Source organism: Pseudomonas oryzihabitans, assembly GCF_006384975.1.
Classification (GTDB): Bacteria; Pseudomonadota; Gammaproteobacteria; order Pseudomonadales; family Pseudomonadaceae; genus Chryseomonas; species Chryseomonas psychrotolerans_B.
Genome location: NZ_CP021645.1, coordinates 690469 through 707500 on the forward strand (window position 1 = coordinate 690469; position 17032 = coordinate 707500).

Genomic DNA, 17032 nt, shown 5'->3' on the forward strand with positions numbered 1-17032 from the left:
CTCTCCTGTGTCGGTGCGCCGATCAGCGCTTGAGCCAGCCCGCGTCCTCGAACACCGGGGTGACGCGGGCGGTGTCCTGGGCGATGTAGTCCTGCAGCGCCTGGCCTTCGAGGAAGGTCGGCACCAGGGCGTTGCGCTCGATGTAGGCCTTGAATTCCGGGGTCTGGCTGACCTTGCGCAACAGCGCCACATAGAAAGCTCGCTGCTCCTCGCTGACCCCGCCCGGCAGCAGCACGGTGCGCGGGAAGCGGTACTGGTCAATGCCCAAGCCCTGCTCCTTGCAGGTGGGTACGTCCGACCAGGCGCGGGTCTCGGTGACCTTGGCGGTATAGGCCATGCGGTTCTGACTGAATACGCACAGCGGCTCCACCTGGCCGCCGCGCCATTGGCTCAGGCTCTCGCTGGGATTGTTGACGTTGGAGGTGATGTGCTTGCCGGCCAGCTGGGTGGCCGCCTCGCTGCCGCTCTTGAAGGGGATGTAGGTGAGCTTGGTGCCCTCGGTGCGATTGAGCAGCAGGGTCAGGGTCTGGTCGACATCCTTGGACTGGCTGCCGCCCATGCGCTTGCCGGCCGGGTCCTGCTTGATGGCGTCGACATAGCCGCGGGCGTCCTTCCAGGGCGCGTCGGCGTAGGTCCAGAGGATGAAGTCATCCTCGGCGATGGCCGCCACCGGGGTGAGGTCGGCGAGCTGATAGCCGAGCTTGGCGGTCAGCGGCAGCAGGTAGACGTTGTTGGTGGCGATGACCAGCTTGTCGGCCTCGCCCTTGGCCAGCTTCATCTCCAGGAAGGCCTCGGCGCCGTTGCCGCCCCCTTTGTTCATCACCACGGTGCTGGCATCGAGCAACTGGTGCTGGGTGATGATCGACTGGATCAGCCGGCCGAGCTGATCGGTACCGCCACCGGGGCCGCCGGCGACTACGATCTCTACCTTGCCCTCCGGTTGCCAAGCCGCGTGCGCCATTGGCGCGGCCACGGCGAGAAAGCCTAGGGGGAGGGCGGCGAGCAGGGAGGGGCTGCGCATGGGATTTCCTCTTTCTTGTCGTTGTTTTAGTGAGGCTGAGTCTGCGCAGCCCTCGTTGGAGCTGACCACTCAAAAATAGACATGCCTCGATAGCCTGGGGTTATGCCTGAAAAGGCCGCTTCGCTGGATGCCGCGTCGCAGAGGGTTTGCTGGCTCGTAGCCGGACGGACCTATTTCCTGGGCTTATATCCTCATCGCCTTATTTGCATTGGACGGTTATCACCTCACGCCGGATAGTCGACCCTGCCAGTCGGTCGCTGAACGCCCATAACAACAATCCCAGGGGTCACGCCATGCTCTCGACGTCTCGTTCCACCGCTGTCGCGGATACCGTCGCCATCCCTACGGCGCTGCGCGCCTCCCGGGTCCGCTGGCGCATCTTCGCCATCATCTTCGGCCTGACCGTCATCAACCTGGTGGACCGGGTGTCCCTGTCCATCGCCATGCCCACCATCGCCCGCGAATTCCAGCTGACGCCGGCCGTCCAGGGGCTGATCCTCAGCAGCTTCTTCTGGGCCTACGCCCTGCTGCAGATTCCCGGCGGCTGGCTGATCGACCGCTACGGCCCGCGCCGGGTGATCGGCTGGTCCACCGGGCTCTGGGGTGTCTTCCAGACTCTCGCGGCCTTCGCCACCGGCGGGTTGTCGCTGATCTTCGCCCGGGTCGCCCTGGGTGCCGCCGAGGCACCGCTGTTCCCGGCCGGTGGCAAGCTCAATTCCCTGTGGCTGGCCTCCAGCGAGCGCGGGCGCGGTGCGGTGCTGATGGATTGCGGCGGTCCGCTGGGCGTGGCCTTGGGCGGTCTGATCATCGCCTACCTGATCGCCGTCTTCGGCTCCTGGCGTACCGCGTTCTTCGTCGCCGGTATCGCCACCCTGGCCATGGCCTGGCTCGCCTGGCGCTACCTGCGCGACGACCCGGCCACCCACCCGGGGGTCAACGCCGCTGAACTGGAGCGCATCAACGAAGGCCGTACCACTTCCGTGGCCCAGTCCGCCAAGGCTGGCGCTCAGGGCCTCGGTATCGCCCGTCGCTCCCTGGCCGGCATCCTGCTCGGCCGCGCCAGTTGGGCCATGGTCTTCTTCGGCCTGCTGACCTGGGGGCCCAGTTACCTGGCCCAGGCTCGCGGCTTCGACATCAAGGGCATCGGTGCCGCCACCTTCGTCATCTTCCTCTGCGGCGCGGCCGGTTCCCTGGTCGGTGGCTTCCTGTGCGACCTGCTGGTGCGCCAGGGCGTGCGTCGTGGGCTCGCCGCCAAGGGACTGCTGTCCTGTTCCGGCCTGGTGGCGCTGGCGGCCTTCCTGCTGCTGCCGCTGCTGACCAATCCCTATGCCGCAGTGGGGCTGCTGTCCCTGACCGCCTTCTTCCTCATGTGGGGCAGCCTCTACTGGAGCTTCCCGGCCTTGCTGGCGGCGCCGGCGCGGGTCGGGCTGATCGGCGGGGTGATGAACCTGGCCGGCAGCCTCGGCGGTATCGCCGTGCCCATCCTGGTCGGCCTGCTGCTGCAGCACTTGGGCGGCTATCCGGCGGTGCTGGGCTTCTTCGCCCTTTGCTCAGGGCTGTTCATCCTCGGCACCCTGCTGATCGGCCTGGACGAACGGGAGGTGACCCATGGCTGAGCTCTACAGCGGACCCATCATCGACGCCCATCACCACTTCTGGGAGCCGGGGCGTAACTTCCACCCCTGGCTGTCCGGCGTGGAGACCATCCCGTTCCGCTATGGTGACTACAGCGCCATCAAGGGCGACTACCTGCCCGAACATTACTTCGCCGACGCCGCCGGCCACGACGTGGTCCAGACCGTCTACGTCGAGGCCGAGTGGGACCCCCGCGATTCCCTGGGCGAGACCCGCTACATCCACGACCTGGCTCGCCGCCACGGCGTACCCAACGCCGTGGTCGCCCAGGCCTGGCTGGACGCCGAGGATGTCGCCGAGCTGCTCGCCGCCCAGGCCGCCTTCGCGCGGGTGCGCAGCGTGAGACACAAGCCCGGTGGCCCCACCCGCCCTGAAGAGGTCGGCAGCCAGCACACCCTGATGAGCGACGAGCGTTGGCGGCGTGGCTATGCCGAGTTGCAGCAGCACGGCCTGCACTTCGATCTGCAGACGCCCTGGTGGAATCTCGACGAGGCCTGCCGCCTGGCCCGGGACTTCCCGGCCATACAACTCATCCTCAACCACACGGGGCTACCCTCCGACCGCAGCGCCGCGGGTCTGGCCGCCTGGCGCGCCGCCCTGGCCCGGCTGGCCGAGTGGCCCAACGTAGCGCTGAAGATCTCCGGTCTGGGTCTTGCCGGTCAGCCCTGGCGCCCCGAGGACAACGCCTGGATCGTCCGCGAGGCCATCGCCATCTTCGGCCCCGAGCGCGCCATGTTCGCCAGCAACTTTCCGGTGGATCGGCTCTGCGGTAGCTTCGATACGATCTTCGGCGGCTTCAAGCGCCTGGTGTCAGAGCTGCCGGCCGTGCGTCAACGCCAGCTGTTCCACGACACCGCCCAGCGCCTCTACCGGCCATTAGCCGAGGGGCGCGCCCTGAGCGTACCCGCAGCCTGAGCAGCCGCTGCTCAACTTCCTGTTGAGTCGAACTTCCGTAGTGGTTTTTACCGCTGCGGAAGTTCTTTTTTATTGTCTTTAATAGCCGGCCCCACGGTTTCTCTTTGTTTGTAAGGGAAGAATTTTCGCTTGTCGCTACTGATACTTTTTTAATATCTATCCGGCTGTTCAAAAGTATTGGGCAGGCCGCCGGTTTTATCTGATGCTCAGGGCAGCAAGACAACTTTTTCGTCTTGGGTATGCCGCGATGATGTCCGTCTTCGGCGAAGAATAAAAACAATCAATATCGTGGGAGCTATCCCGCGATGGCGGGTAGGTAGGCGCCTGGAAAGGGTCTGCTCGCCAGCCACCGAGGTGAGCGATGGTGACTCGAATTCATCCGGCTCTGTGCGCTGCGGGGGTAGCTACCCTGGTGGTGCTTGCGCTGGGTATCCCCTTGGCTGGCCATGATTGGCTATGGCAGCCACTCTCCGGAGCCGGCGAACATCATCTGACCCAGCTCGAAGCCTGGCATGGACGGCTTATGGTAATGGCCTGGGGGCTGTTGTTTCCCGCCGGCATCCTGATCGCCCGCTACGCCAAGGTCACGCCTCGGCAGCGCTGGCCGGAAGAGCTGGATAACAAGTTCTGGTGGCGTCTGCATCTGCTGTTGCAAAGCCTCGGCAGCCTGCTGATGTTGCTGGCGCTTGGGCTCATCGTGATTGTCGCCCAGGGGGCGTCGAGCTTGGCGCACTGGCATGCGGTGGGTGGCTGGAGTCTGGTCGCCGGGGTGGTCATCCAGGTCGTCGGCGGGCGCTTGAGGGGTAGCAAGGGTGGACCGGGGGTCCCGGGAGACCACTACCTCATGACCCGGCGCCGCCTGGTCTTCGAGTATGTCCACAAGACCCTGGGCTGGTTGGCCCTGGTGCTGTCCGTACCCGTGGTTCTGGCTGGCCTGGCTACGGTCGATGCACCGCGCTGGATGTTCCTGCTGTTGATCCTCTGGTGGACCGCCTTGATCGTTCTGGTCATCACCCTGCAGCGGCGGTGTGGTTGCCTGGACACCTACCAGGCCATCTGGGGGCCGGCTGACTGTCATCCCGGTAATCGCCTGAGGCCCATAGGCTGGGGCGTATTCCGCCACGCCGAACGTGAGACGTTCATTCCAGAGAAAACTCGGTCTCCTGCCAAGTTCGTTCGCGGTAGCTAGGGCTTCAATTCGATGTTTTGTCCTTCCTTACAATAAAAAGAGCGTGCCATGACGACGACCACTCTGCTGTTGATCGGTTTGTTATCTATCCTGTCGCTGTTGATATTGATCATTCCCCTGAAGTTGCCGCCTTTCATCGCCTTGATCAGCGTAGCCACGGCGACCGCCCTGGTCTCCGGCGTCGCGCCGGCGCAACTGGCTCACGCCGTGGAGGGCGGCCTGGGCAAGACGCTGGGACACATCGCTGTGATCATCGCGCTGGGGGCCATGGTGGGCCGGATGATCGAAATCTCCGGTGGCGCCACGGTACTGTCGCGGCTATTGGTCATCCGCCTGGGTAGTCATCGTGTATTGCTGGCGTTGGGCTTGGCAGCCTTCGCGGTCGGCGTGCCGGTGTTCTTCGAGGTGGGCGTCATCATGCTCATGCCGCTGGCCATGGGGCTGGCCGCCGAGCGGCACTGGCCGCTGTATCGCCTCGGCTTGCCCATGTGTGGCGTCTTGCTGGTGGTACATGCCCTGCTACCGCCCCACCCGGGCGCGGTAGCCGTCGCCACGGCGTTCGGTGTGGAGGTGGGGCGGGTGCTCGCCTTCGGTTTGCCGATCGCCGCCGTCACCTGCGTGCTGCTGCTGATCACTGGCCGGCGCCTGTTCGAACGTGCCTACCGGGTCACCGCGCCGGCCAGCGAGCCCCACGGTCCGGTCGCCGGACCGCTGGAGGAGCGACCCGCGGCGGGGCCGGGGCGGGTGGTGTTGGTCATCATCTGTCCCATCCTGTTGATCCTGCTGGGCGTATTGGCCCCCAGCCTGCCGGTGCCACCGGCGCTGCGCGCCACCCTGGAAGTCTTGGGGGTGCCCTATGTGGCCCTGCTCGTGGACGTCTTTCTCGCCATGTGGTTGCTGGGATTGGCACGGGGCATGGCGCTGCGGGACGTGTCGACGCAACTGGCCGCCGCCATCCCCGGCATCGCCATGATCATCCTCATCACCGGTGCCGGCGGCGCCTTCGCCAACATCATGGTGCAGACCGGCATAGGCGCGGCGCTGGCCAAGGCCATGCAGGCCACGGGGCTGCCGATCCTGCTGCTGGCCTACCTCATCACCCTGATGATCAGAGCCGCCCAGGGCCCCACTACCGTGGCCCTGATGACCACCGCCGGTATCGTCCTGCCAATGATCCAGACCCTGGGGCTGAGCCCCAACCAGACCGCGTTGGTCGGGCTGGCCATGGGGGCGGGTGGCATCGGTCTGTCCCACGTCAACGATGCTGGCTTCTGGATCGTCACCCGCCTGCTTGGCTTGAGTGTCGCCGACGGCCTGCGCAGCTGGACCCTGCTCACCACCCTGGCCAGCCTGTTCGCCCTGGGCTGCATCTCTTGCATCTGGCCTTTCGTTTGATCGATCGAGGAGTGTTCCGATGTCGGAAGCCACCATCATTCTGTTCGATGACCGAGCCGCGGCTCTGCAATACGCCTGCAGCCCCTTGGAGCGTCTCGCCAGTGGTGCGCTCTGGAGTGAAGGGCCGGTCTGGCTGCCCGCCGAGCAGGCGCTGCTCTGGAGCGATATCCCCAACAACCGCATGCTGCGCTGGAGTGCAGCCGCTGGCCTGAGCGTCTGGCGCCAGTCGGTCGGCTTCAGCAATGGCCATACCCTAGCGGCGGACGGATCGGTCCTGCATTGCTCCCACGGTCACCGAGCGATCCTGCGCACGCCATGCCGGAACGGTCGCCTGGCCGCGACCGAGGAAGTCCTGGTCGACCGCTACCAGGGCCGGCGTCTCAACTCGCCCAATGACCTGGTGGTGAAGCGTGATGGGACGATCTGGTTCAGCGATCCGCCCTACGGCATCCTCTCCGACCGGGAAGGCCAGGTAGCGCCCCAGGAACAACGTCACCAGTACGTGTTCCGCTACGACCCCGCGGACGGCCAGCTGGATGTGGTCAGCGACTTCGTCGAGGACCCCAATGGCCTGGCCTTCTCGCCAGACGAAAGCATCCTCTACGTCTCCGACACCTCGGCCGCCCGGCGCGTTGACGGGCACCATCGCATCGTCGCCTTCGACGTCGTCGGTGGACGCTCGCTGGCCAATCCACGGGTCTTCGCCGAGATAGCGCCTGGCCTGCCGGATGGCTTCCGGGTGTCGCGCAATGGCTGGCTCTATACCAGTAGCGCCTGTGGCGTGCAGGTCTATCATCCCGACGGCACCCGGTTGGCGCTCATCGCGGTGCCCGAGATGGTCGGCAACCTGACCTTCGACGAGCACGAGCGGGCGCTCTACATCCTGGCGACCACTTCGCTCTATCGGCTGGCCTTCGACCGGCCCGCGCATTCGCTGGGATGAGTCGTCGTCGCATCGATTTGATCCGGCTCAGGCGAGGGCGCCAGCAGGGCCTGCGCCTCTTCACGCAGGGCCTGCACGCAAGGCGAGGGCTCGCGATAGGCCAGCGCCAGCGCATAGGGCAGCGGTGCACCGACGCCTTCGAGTTCGCGCCAGGCCAGTTCCGCGGCGTGGCGCCGGGCGTACTGGCGCGGCATCAGGGCGATGCCGAGGCCCGCGGCGACCAGGCCGGCGGTGGTCTGCATCTGCCGCGAATGCTGGGCCACGCGCGGTACGAAGCCCGCGTCGGCACAGCCGAGCATGATGCGGGCATACATGCCCGGGCCATCATGGGGCGCGAACAGGATCCAGGGCTCCGCGGCACAATCGGCGAGGTTCAAGGTGGGTCGCTCGGCCAGGTGATGCCCCAGGGGCAGGGCCACCACCAGGCGATCCTCGAACAGCGGATCGAACTGGATATCCCCGGCGTCGGCGACGGGCAAGACCAGCACCCCGGCATCGAGGCGATCCTGACCGAGCAGCTCCAACTGCTCCGGCGGCGTCGCTTCCAGCAACTGGATATCGACGGAAGGATGGTGCGCGCGATAGTGGCGCAACAACCGGGGCAGCAGGCCACCGACCTGACTGTCGACGCAGCCGATCCGCAACGACCCGGTCAGGCCGGCAGCCGCCTGGCGCGCCGCGCTGCAGGCGCGTTCGGCCTGGGCCAGGGTACGCCGGGCTTCCAGCAGGAACAGGCTACCGGCTGCCGTGAGCCGCGTGGAGCGATTGTCGCGCTCCAACAGGACCACCCCCAGATCCTCCTCGATTCGGCGAATCGCCGCACTCAGCGGTGGCTGGGCCATGTTGAGGCGCTCGGCTGCGCGCCGGAAGTTGAGGGTCTCGGCCACGGCTACGTACTGGCGCATCTGACGCAAATCGATCATCGGCGGGCTTCTTGTTAGCGCGACTATCCGCCGAGTATGCGCCGGCTTTTTCCAGGCTGCCTAGCGCGGCTGAGGCCCAGGCTAGACATAACCTCAGGCTATGCACCTATGAACAGCTTTGATTGGACGGTTATAGCAGCCACTGGTGATAGTCGGACTCATGAAAACAACAACGCAGAGCCTCGCCATGAGCTCCTTTCTCCACGGCATGTCGGCCAGCAGCGCCTCGACGCCCGTCACCTCGTGCGAATGCGTTTCCCCGTGCCATATCCCAAGGTTATCGACCGGATACCTCTGGCCAGAGCTCGCGACTCTCACCACGGAGCCTCCTGCCTCCGTGCCTCCCTCCCTGTCCTGAGGATTCCTCTATGAGCACCCCAACGCTTCCCCGCCTGGCCCTGGTACTGGGCGACCCCGCCGGCATCGGCCCGGAACTCATTGCCCGGCTGCTGACCGATCCCGAGGTGCGCAGCCGCGCTCGCATGGTACTGATCGCCGATGAGGAAGAAGCCCGCACCGGCATGCGCATCGCCGGTTGCGAGTATCCCTATCGGCGCATCGACCGCCTGGACACCCTTGATTTTCAGGACGACGTTCCGCTGCTGTATCCCTTTCGCGGTGCTGCCGAGGGTAGCTTTCCACGCAGCGAGGCCAGTGTCGTCGGTGGTCGCTACAGCCTGGATACCCTGGCCGTCGCCCTGGACTTGACCCAGGCCGGTCACACCGATGCCATCCTCTTCGGCCCGCTGAACAAGACCTCGCTGCACCTGGCCGGCATGGGCCACAACGACGAGCTGCACTGGTTCGCCGAACACCTCGGCTACCGGGGGCCCTTCTGCGAGTTCAACGTGCTGGACGACCTCTGGACCTCGCGGGTGACCTCCCACGTCGCGCTCAAGGAGGTGCCCGGCCTGCTCAGCCAGGAGCGGGTGATCGAGGCCATCCAACTGATCGACAACGAACTCAAGCGCAGTGGTCTCGCCCGGCCGCGCATCGGTGTCTGCGGCCTCAATCCGCACAATGGCGACAACGGCAGCTTTGGGCGCGAGGAGCTGGATCTGATCGGTCCCGCGGTGGAGCGCGCCAAGGCCCTGGGCATCGCCGCCGACGGCCCCTATCCGGCCGACACCATCTTCCTCAAGGTCCAGGGCGATGCTCGCGCCTTCGATGCGGTGGTCACCATGTACCACGACCAGGGCCAGATCGCGATCAAGCTGATGGGCTTCTCCCGCGGCGTCACCGTCCAGGGTGGCCTGCCCATTCCCATCACCACCCCGGCCCACGGCACCGCCTTCGACATCGCCGGCCAGGGTCGCGCCAACGTCGGCGCCACGCGCCAGGCCTTCGAAATCGCCTGCCGCCTGGGACGTGCGAAGCACTGAAGAGCCTTTCCTCCATAACAACAACAAAGGAGCGTCACCATGGATGTCATCGCCCGTCGATTGGCCGTCTCGCTGAGCGCGGAGGCCCGTTCATGAGCAGCCTCATCGAAGAGTCCGGCTTGCCCGCGTCCACGCACATCCAGGCGCAGGTCACCCAACAGCGCTGGTTGCGGGTCATTCCGCCGATCCTCATCGCCTGCATCATGTCCTACGTCGACCGCATCAGCATCGCCTTCGCCATGCCCGGGGGCATGGCCAGCGACCTGGGCGTATCGGCCAGCATGGTCGGCTTCGCCGGCGGCATCTTCTTCATCGGTTATCTGTTCCTGCAGATTCCCGGCGGCAAGATCGCCGTGCACGGCAGCGGCAAGGCCTTCATCGGCTGGTCGTTGCTGGCCTGGGCGATCATTTCGGTGCTCACCGGGCTGGTACGCAACGAGTACGAGCTGCTGTTCCTGCGCTTCGCCCTGGGCGTGGCCGAGGGTGGCATGCTGCCGGTGGTGCTGACCATGATCGCCAACTGGTTCCCGGACCACGAACGGGGCCGGGCCAACGCCATCGTCATCATGTTCGTCCCCCTGGCGGGCATCCTCAGCGCGCCGCTGTCCGGCTGGATCATCGCCGTCTTCGACTGGCGCGTGCTGTTCATCAGTGCCGGGATCGGCTCGGCGCTGGTCATGGTGCTCTGGTGGTTGACGGTGAGCGACCGTCCGCAGGAAGCCAAATGGCTATCCGCAGCCGAGCGCGACTACCTGGTGCACACCCTGGGTGCCGAACAGCAGCGGCTACGCGCCCAAGGCGAGGCCAAGCAGTCCCTGAGCCAGATCCTGCCCGAGCGCACGCTCTGGCACCTCATCGCGGTCAACTTCTTCTATCAGTTCGGCATCTACGGCTACACCCTGTGGCTGCCGAGCATCCTCAAGGAACTCACCCACAGTGGCATGGGCATGGTCGGCATGCTGACCATCCTGCCGTATCTCGCCGCCCTGGCCGGCATGTTCCTGTTTTCCAACCTGTCGGATCGCACTGGCCGTCGGCGTCTCTTCGTCTGCCTGCCGTTGGCCGGCTTCGCTGCCTGCCTGTTCCTCTCCGTCACCCTGCACGAGCACCTGTGGCTGGCCTATGCGGCCCTGGTCGGCTGCGGCTTCTTCCTGCAGTCCGCGGCAGGCGTCTTCTGGACCATCCCACCGCGGCTGTTCAGCGCCGAGGCCGCCGGTGGCGCTCGCGGCCTGATCAATGCCTTGGGCAACCTGGGCGGCTTCTGCGGACCCTATCTGGTCGGCGTACTCATCGTGCGCTACGACCAGGGTACCGGCGTGTACTGCCTGGCGATTTCCCTGGCGACCGCGGCGCTGCTGGCCTTGCTGCTACCCCGGCGTTGCGAACGCTGATCCCCTCAATTCCTCTGGAGTGAACCCATGAGTCGTGAAATCCTCTTGCTGGTCGAGAAGTGCGCCCACACCTTCAGCTTCTACGATGTCGACAGTGGCGATGCCCTCGAACACATCCAGCTACCCGAGTTTCCCCACGAATTCGTGGTGGATGCCGCCAATCGCTACGCCTATGTCGGCCACTACGGTATCGAAACCTCGAGCCACAAGGGCGAGGGCGGCTGCTCGGTATTCGTCATCGACCTGCAGGCACGCAAGCATGTACGGACCCTGGATATCTGGCCCTATCGGCGTCCCCACGGCCTGGCGCTGGATGAACAGGGGCGCCTCTACGTACTCAGTGAAGCCGATTCCACCCTGCTGATCTTCGACGAGCCGGAGCGCCGCGACGTCCCCGATCGTGCCGTACCCTCGGGCGGCTACAAGAGCCACCTGGTGGCCCTGAGTCGCAATGGCGAGACGGCCTTCGCGCTGAACCTGCTGAGCAATACCGTTACCCGCCTCGCGCCCCAGGATCCGACTCGCGCTCCCGAACCGTTGCAGCCCGGCAACCGTCCGGAAGGCAACTGCTTCAGCCGTGACGAGTGCCTGCTCTATGTGAGCACCCGCGGCGACGACGGCATCGTCGCCATCGATACCCAGAGTCTGGAAATCGTCGCCCGCGGCCGCACCGGTCGTGATCCGACACGCATCTATCGTGACCGCCGCGACCGTCTCTATGTCACCAACTACGGCGAAACCTCGCTGTCGGTGTTCGACGAGCGTCTACAACCGCTCGGGCGCATCGAGCTGGAGAGCACCGCCATCGCCATGAGCCTGCATCCCACCCGCGACCTGGCCTTCGTCACTCTCAAGGACCAACGCGTGGGCATGCTCGATCTGGAGACCTGGCAGATGCGGCGCTACTTCAAGACCCTGCTGGAGCCCGACGTGTCCCAGGTCATAGTGGCATGACGCAGCGGGTCCTGATCGATGCCCATCACCACCTCTGGGACCTTGGCCGGCTCGACTATCCCTGGCTGCAGGGGGAGGGCGAGCCGGGCTTCTTCCTCGGCGACTATCGGGCCCTGCGCCGCAACTATCTGCCCGAGGATTTCCGGCGCGATACCGCCAGTGTCCGGCTACTGGCCTCGGTGCATTGCGAAGCCGAGCACTCCCGCGCCGATCCGGTGGCGGAAACGCGCTGGCTGACCCTGCAACAGGCGCGTACCGGGCTGCCCAACGTGCTGGTGGCCTGGGCGCCGCTACTGTCGCCCGCTGCGGAAGGAATACTCGAGGCCCACCGGCAGTCCCCGCTGCTGCGAGGCATCCGTTACAAGCCGCTGACCGCCCGTAGCCCTGGCGAAAGCGAGCAGGTTAGAGGCCAGCCAGGCAGCCTGCAGGACCCGGCCTGGCATCCGGCGCTGGCGCTGCTTGAGCGGCTGGGCCTGAGCTGGGATCTGCGCGTGCCCTGGTGGCACCTGGAGGAGGCTGCGGCCTTGCTCGCAGCCCACCCCGAACTGACTGTCGTCCTCAATCACACGGGTTTGCCCTGGGATCGTAGCCCCACGGGCTTGGCGCTATGGCGAAGGGGTATGCAAGCCTTGGCACGGCTGCCGCACGTCGCGGTCAAGGTCTCGGAGTTCGGCCTGCCCGAACCTGGCTGGGACGTGAAGCAGAACTACCGTCTGGTGCGTGACACCCTGGAGCTCTTCGGTCACGAGCGCTGCCTGTTCGCCAGCAACTTCCCGGTCGCCAGCCTGCGCATCGGCTACACCGAACTGGTCGCCCATTTCGAAGCCTTCCTCGCTCAGGACACACCTGCTCAGCGTGAAGCCTTCTTCTGGCGTACGGCCCAGCGGGTCTACCGCATTCCCCTGACCATTCCGGTGCCATAACAGCTCTCACAGCTATTGCGGACTTGCCATTTCCTCAGGTTATCGATGCATGCGAGGAATTGATTAGTGCCGGTGTCGCCTAGTTCCTACAGTCGACTACACGCCTTGGCGTGAACCTCTAAGAATCCAGGAGTCACATTGTGAAAATCACCAGCGTCCGTACCCGCGTCTTCGAATGGAAAGGCAAGGTTGTCCCGCCTCAGGCGCACTTCTGTACCAATGCCACCGATATCCTCTACGAGCGCGGGGACGCCATGGGCTCCTTCCGCTTCCACGGCTGGCTGGTGGTTGAGATCGAGACCGATAGCGGCCTGGTCGGCCTCGGCAACTGCGCCCTGGCACCACGGGTGGCCAAGGAGATCATCGACCTGTACCTGACGCCCATCGTCCTGGGCCAGGACCCCTTCGACAACGAATACCTCTGGCAGAAGATGTACCGCCGTACCCATGCCTGGGGTCGCAAGGGTATCGGCATGGCCGCCATCTCCGCTGTCGACCTGGCAATTTGGGATCTGATGGGCAAGGCCGTGAACAAGCCGGTGTTCAAGCTCCTCGGCGGCCGCACCAAGGAAAAGATCCCCTGCTATGCCTCCAAGCTCTATGCCAACGACAACCTGGACCTGTTCCTGGAAGAGGCCCAGGGCTATCTCAGCCAGGGCTTCAATGCCCTCAAGATGAGATTCGGCTACGGTCCCAAGGACGGCCCCGCCGGCATGCGGCGCAACATTGAGCAGGTGCGTGCCCTGCGCGAGCTGGCCGGTCCCGATGTCGACATCATGCTGGAGTGCTACATGGGCTGGACCCTGGAATATGCCCGCCGCATGCTGCCCAAGCTGGCCGAGTTCGAACCGCGCTGGCTGGAAGAGCCGGTCATCGCCGACGACCTCGAAGGCTACGTCGAACTCAAGAAGATGGGCATCATGCCCATCTCCGGAGGTGAGCATGAATTCACCTCCTACGGCTTCAAGGACCTCCTCGAACGCCGCGCCGTGGACGTCATCCAGTACGACACCAATCGCGTCGGCGGCATCACTGCCGCACGCAAGGTCAACGCCCTGGCGGAGGCCTGGTCGGTCCCGGTCATCCCCCATGCCGGCCAGATGCACAACTACCATCTGACCATGGCCAGCACCGCCTCGCCCATGGCCGAATTCTTCCCGGTATTCGACGTGGAAGTGGGCAACGAGCTCTTCTATTACGTGTTCAAGGGCGAACCCCAGCCGGTCGGTGGCTACCTGCAACTGGACGACGACAAACCTGGCCTCGGGCTTGAACTCTCGGAAGAGCATCTCAAGGATTTCGATGTGATCGAGTGAAGGCTCCTGTCCGTACCTGCCGTCGCTGGCGATGGCAGGTGCGGATACCTTGCCTAGACCCCAGCCTGCTGGTGTCGCCACTCCTGAGTGCGGCCTCCATAGCCATAGGCCGCCGCTCGTGCATCGATCAGATGTACGTAGCATAAGTCGTGTAGATCGGGTCTTAGCGTCGCCATGGCAGCCTGGACTTCACGCAGAAAGCGCGCCTTCTCACCTTTGGTATTCGTCTCGTCAGTGATGCTGATGTCGAGATGGAAGGCACTACCGCCCAGCGTCGCCAGTGACCGGCCACCCAAGAACCAGTCTGCGTCGGGTATGTAGTGAACGGTTGTCGCCATCAGCTCGGTGCGTTTGCCTAGATGCTCCTCCACAAGGCGATTGATAACTTCCATTGCACGTTGGCCAAGCGCTTCATCTCTCGCGCCGGACAAATGAAGAACGATATGGGGCATGGCTACTTCCTCATTGGATGGTGGTAGCCAGTCTGCGCAACGCATTTGCAGCGGAAAAGCGGGAAGATAAAATGCTATCCATCGGTTTATGGAATGGATGCTTATGCAAGGTTTCGATCTTGAACACCTTCGTACCCTCGTGACAGCTGTAGATGCAGGTAGCCTTTCGGCTGCGGTGCCACTGCGTTGCCTGTCCCAGTCAGCGCTGAGCGAGCAGCTGAGAAAGCTGGAAGAACGCGCCGGGCAGCCATTGCTGATTCGCAGTAAGACCGGGGTCAGGCCTACCGCTGCAGGTGAGCGGCTGCTGCAACACGCCAGACCGCTGTTGGCCATGGCCGATGCGGCTTGGCGCGATCTGCACGAGGTTCCCCTCGAAGGTGAGGCCAGCCTCGGCGTGACGGACTACTTTCGTCCGGCGGATCTGGCGCGCCTCTTGGCACGCCTGAATCGCCAGCTTCCCCGGCTACGCCTGCGCACTCGTATAGGCAGAAGCGACGATCTGGAAGTTGCCCAGCGTCAGGGTGATCTGGATCTCGCCATCGTCATGCATCTGGAGGCTGGCGAGCGTGCCGTGCCAGCGGCGGCCAGTCCCTTGCACCGGGAGGCGTTAGCCTGGGTTGGCTCCTTGGGTGAGGGCCTGCTTCATGCGGGGCGGCCGGTACCCTTGGCCCTGTTGCCGGAGAGCTGCTCCTTGCACCGCCTGGCCTGCGCCCGACTGGAATCCGAAGGTATTCCCTACGTTGTCAACCACATCGCCTCTGGCGTCGCGGGCCTTCAGGCGGCGGTATCTGCCGGCCTTGGAATTGCCTGTCTGAATGCGTCGGCTGTCGCGGGGCAAGGGCTGCGCTTGCTCGACGAAGACGCTCTACCTTCCCTACCCAAAGTGCAATTCGTTCTATTACGGCCTCGGCTGGAGGACGAATCACCGCGTTCGCGGCAGTTGCAGGCGCTAGGCGATGCAGTTGCCGAAGCCTTGCGGGGATAGATAGCAAAACCCTCCGACGACAGGCTCATCCAGCTGCTGCTGGAGGAGTCCCTTGGCACGACGCTTGACTCAACCTGCCAGGATCGCTGCCGCTCCGCGCGGCTGCCGCGTGTACCACAGCACCCGGCTCACGCCCCGGGTCACTGCCACATAACTCAGACGCAGCGCCTCGTCGGCCATGGCTTCGTCGTAGCTTTGTTGGAAATGCCCACTGACTGCATAAAGGGCGTTGCGCAGAGGGTGTGTCTGCTGGGGCTGGCCATCGTCCAGCACGATCGCTACCTCCGCCTGCAAGCCCTTGGCTCGATGAATGGTGCAGGTTCGCACGCCAGGCTGGCGTCCCAACTGTTCGTTCAGGGCTTTCAGAGGGGCATTCAGACGGCTCATCACCATCACCGCGCAACGCTCCGGCCGTTCACGTTCCGCCGCGTAGCGCCGCTGTACCTCGACCTCATTCAGCAGCGAGGGCAACTGCCGACCGATATCGAATTGCGGTACGACCTTCACACCATGCCCTTGCTCATCTGCAGTATGGAAAGCCTGGGTACGCTTGGGCTGTTTGTGGCGCACCTGTGCCAGGACACGCTCCCCGTCCGCTACGATTTGCGGCGAAGACCTATAGTTGGTTCCCAGCATCAACGTCTGGCTGGGATTTTGCCCGGGAAACCAGTGATCGAAATGAATGAACAATTCCGGTGAGCTGCCACGCCAGCCATAGATGGATTGCCAGTCATCGCCGATGGCCATCAGGGATGGCCCGACCTTTTCCTCGGCGAGCCTTCGTTGGACCTGTTGAAGCCACAGGGCGATCTGCGGCGAGATGTCCTGGAATTCATCGATCAGCAAATGGGTAAAGGGCTCCAGACGGCCAATAAGGGCGCGGCTGGGCTTCTTTTCCAAGCGATCCGTCAGTACGGCGAAGGCGGTGTTGAAGGTGATGAGTCGCTGCTCCTTCAACAGCTTGCCGAAATGCCGCCAGAACTGCTGCATGGCTTCCAGGAATATTCGATCTCGTGTCGAGCATTCCAGCTGACTGCTCTTGAGCGAGCCGACGCGTATTCCGAGGGTCTCGGCGAACGACGCCTGGCTGTAGAAGAGCTCGAACAGCGGTTGTGGCTGTCGTTCGCCATTGAGTACGAAGGGCTGCAGGGGAGCATCGGTTGGCGGTGCTTCTTCGTTGGGCGCCGCCAATTCCAGCAGTAGATGAATGCGTCGCCGAAATCCGGCTTCTTCGCGATAACACTTCTCGTAAGCCTGCAACAGCAATTCACGCTGACCGTCATTCAGCGTGGCGCCCGCTAGCAGGGCATTGTCAGGCTCATCGTCCGATTTGGCATTCGTAGATAGCTGCTCGAACCACTGAGTGGCCCGCAATTCCAGGCGAGCGAGTTGCGCCATCGCGGAATGAAAGGTTCGCACCAGCTCTCTTGTTGCCTCGTCGTCAAGGGGCATGTCCCAGAACGCTAGGACGCGCTTCAGCTGGCTGCGCAACTCTTCACAGGACGCCTTGGTAAAGGAGATGACCGTTAACCGTTCCCGTGGAATATCCAGGTGACAAAGCATGAATACCACCCGCAGCACCAGCGTCGTGGTTTTACCCGAACCGGC

The 17032-nt window shown here is 64.3% G+C and carries 15 protein-coding genes (1 of these 15 cut by a window edge); 11 read left to right on the forward strand and 4 right to left on the reverse strand.

Features of this window, described 5'->3' with window-relative positions:
* Positions 1-22: 22 nt before the first annotated feature.
* On the reverse strand, positions 23-961 hold the full coding sequence (locus tag CCZ28_RS03115) for a tripartite tricarboxylate transporter substrate binding protein (protein ID WP_240795268.1): 939 nt from the start codon (positions 959-961) through the stop codon (positions 23-25).
* Positions 962-1314: 353 nt separating this feature from the next.
* On the opposite strand from CCZ28_RS03115, the gene CCZ28_RS03120 reads away from it, so the two are divergent.
* The 5 genes from CCZ28_RS03120 to CCZ28_RS03140 all read left to right on the forward strand — a co-directional run bounded on the left by CCZ28_RS03120 (position 1315) and on the right by CCZ28_RS03140 (position 7098).
* Positions 1315-2637, forward strand: coding sequence for an MFS transporter (locus tag CCZ28_RS03120; RefSeq protein WP_140215823.1), 1323 nt, complete (start codon positions 1315-1317; stop codon positions 2635-2637).
* Positions 2630-3571, forward strand: coding sequence for an amidohydrolase family protein (locus CCZ28_RS03125; protein ID WP_140215825.1), 942 nt, complete (start codon positions 2630-2632; stop codon positions 3569-3571). The genes CCZ28_RS03120 and CCZ28_RS03125 overlap by 8 nt, the downstream gene beginning before the upstream one ends.
* Positions 3572-3932: 361 nt before the next feature.
* Entirely contained in the window at positions 3933-4760 is an 828-nt protein-coding gene (locus CCZ28_RS03130; protein ID WP_205894630.1) for a cytochrome b561 domain-containing protein, read from the forward strand.
* A gap of 48 nt (positions 4761-4808) precedes the next feature.
* Positions 4809-6155 (forward strand): GntT/GntP/DsdX family permease, encoded by a 1347-nt coding sequence (locus tag CCZ28_RS03135; RefSeq protein WP_140215827.1) that lies wholly within the window; start codon positions 4809-4811, stop codon positions 6153-6155.
* Between the two features lie 19 nt (positions 6156-6174).
* Entirely contained in the window at positions 6175-7098 is a 924-nt protein-coding gene (locus tag CCZ28_RS03140) for an SMP-30/gluconolactonase/LRE family protein (protein ID WP_140215829.1), read from the forward strand.
* Here CCZ28_RS03140 and CCZ28_RS03145 read toward each other — a convergent pair.
* The gene (locus CCZ28_RS03145) at positions 7056-8021 is read right to left on the reverse strand and encodes a LysR family transcriptional regulator (protein ID WP_140215831.1); all 966 of its coding nucleotides are present in this window, start codon (positions 8019-8021) and stop codon (positions 7056-7058) included. The genes CCZ28_RS03140 and CCZ28_RS03145 overlap by 43 nt on opposite strands.
* Before the next feature lie 368 nt (positions 8022-8389).
* Between CCZ28_RS03145 and CCZ28_RS03150 the strand changes: the two genes are divergently transcribed.
* The 5 genes from CCZ28_RS03150 (at position 8390) to CCZ28_RS03170 (ending at position 13987) form a co-directional block, all read left to right on the forward strand.
* Complete coding sequence (locus CCZ28_RS03150) at positions 8390-9403, forward strand: 4-hydroxythreonine-4-phosphate dehydrogenase PdxA (RefSeq protein ID WP_140215833.1); 1014 nt, start codon at positions 8390-8392, stop codon at positions 9401-9403.
* A 92-nt stretch (positions 9404-9495) separates the two neighbouring features.
* Entirely contained in the window at positions 9496-10794 is a 1299-nt protein-coding gene (locus tag CCZ28_RS03155; protein WP_140215835.1) for an MFS transporter, read from the forward strand.
* Positions 10795-10821: 27 nt separating this feature from the next.
* Positions 10822-11748: a YncE family protein gene (locus tag CCZ28_RS03160; RefSeq protein WP_140215837.1), complete on the forward strand. Its 927-nt coding sequence runs from the start codon at positions 10822-10824 to the stop codon at positions 11746-11748.
* On the forward strand, positions 11745-12671 hold the full coding sequence (locus tag CCZ28_RS03165) for an amidohydrolase family protein (protein ID WP_140215838.1): 927 nt from the start codon (positions 11745-11747) through the stop codon (positions 12669-12671). The genes CCZ28_RS03160 and CCZ28_RS03165 overlap by 4 nt, the downstream gene beginning before the upstream one ends.
* Positions 12672-12811: 140 nt before the next feature.
* Positions 12812-13987, forward strand: a complete 1176-nt coding sequence (locus CCZ28_RS03170; RefSeq protein ID WP_140215840.1) for an L-rhamnonate dehydratase — start codon at positions 12812-12814, stop codon at positions 13985-13987.
* Between the two features lie 53 nt (positions 13988-14040).
* Here CCZ28_RS03170 and CCZ28_RS03175 read toward each other — a convergent pair whose 3' ends face one another.
* The gene (locus tag CCZ28_RS03175) at positions 14041-14439 is read right to left on the reverse strand and encodes a tautomerase family protein (protein ID WP_140215842.1); all 399 of its coding nucleotides are present in this window, start codon (positions 14437-14439) and stop codon (positions 14041-14043) included.
* A gap of 103 nt (positions 14440-14542) precedes the next feature.
* Between CCZ28_RS03175 and CCZ28_RS03180 the strand changes: the two genes are divergently transcribed.
* Complete coding sequence (locus CCZ28_RS03180; RefSeq protein WP_140215844.1) at positions 14543-15424, forward strand: LysR family transcriptional regulator; 882 nt, start codon at positions 14543-14545, stop codon at positions 15422-15424.
* Positions 15425-15493: 69 nt separating this feature from the next.
* Here CCZ28_RS03180 and CCZ28_RS03185 read toward each other — a convergent pair whose 3' ends face one another.
* A protein-coding gene (locus tag CCZ28_RS03185) for a UvrD-helicase domain-containing protein (protein ID WP_140215846.1) crosses the window boundary here: on the reverse strand, positions 15494-17032 show its 3' portion. It continues 390 nt past the right edge of the window; only the last 1539 of its 1929 coding nucleotides appear in the window; its start codon lies beyond the right edge, outside the window; its stop codon occupies positions 15494-15496.